General features: G+C 73.2%; 1 pseudogene. It reads right to left on the bottom strand.

Annotation, left to right across the window (positions count from 1 at the left end):
• Positions 1 to 292 precede the first annotated feature (292 nt).
• Positions 293 to 459 (bottom strand): annotated as a pseudogene (locus J5M71_RS29705) (phosphonate ABC transporter, permease protein PhnE); the annotation flags it as partial.

The following is a 459-nucleotide window of genomic DNA, read 5'->3' as shown; positions in this document are numbered from 1 at the left end:
CGATCGACGCGGGCGTCGCGGGCGATGCAATTGGCACCTTCGCTGCACGCGCCGCATTCGCCGTGCGCGGCTAGCGCGATCGTTCGCGCCGAGCGTCGCATGCACGCCCGCCGAGCGCAGGCTTCTCCGCGCGTACCGCGCGAACGACGCGCGCGGTGTGCGCCACGACGGCCGGCCGTGCATCGTGCGCAGCCGGCTTCTCTTTCCCTCCGCGAGCGGCCGCGCGCGCGGCGCGCTCGACGTCCCGAGCGCATCGCAAGCCCGCCGCGCGCACCTCGCGCCGCCCCGCGCGTCAGATCGCCCTCGCCCGCAGCCACGCGGAGCTCATGTCGATCAGCGTCACGACCGCGATGACGATGACGAGCAGCGCGGCCGTCTGCGCATAGTTGAACGAACGAATCGCCTCGTACAGCACGACGCCAATCCCGCCCGCGCCGACCATCCCGACCACCATCGCCG

The organism is Pseudomonas sp. 43(2021) (assembly GCF_017490805.1).
Taxonomy (GTDB): domain Bacteria; phylum Pseudomonadota; class Gammaproteobacteria; order Pseudomonadales; family Pseudomonadaceae; genus Aquipseudomonas.
This window is presented reverse-complemented; position numbering and strand designations above follow the sequence as displayed.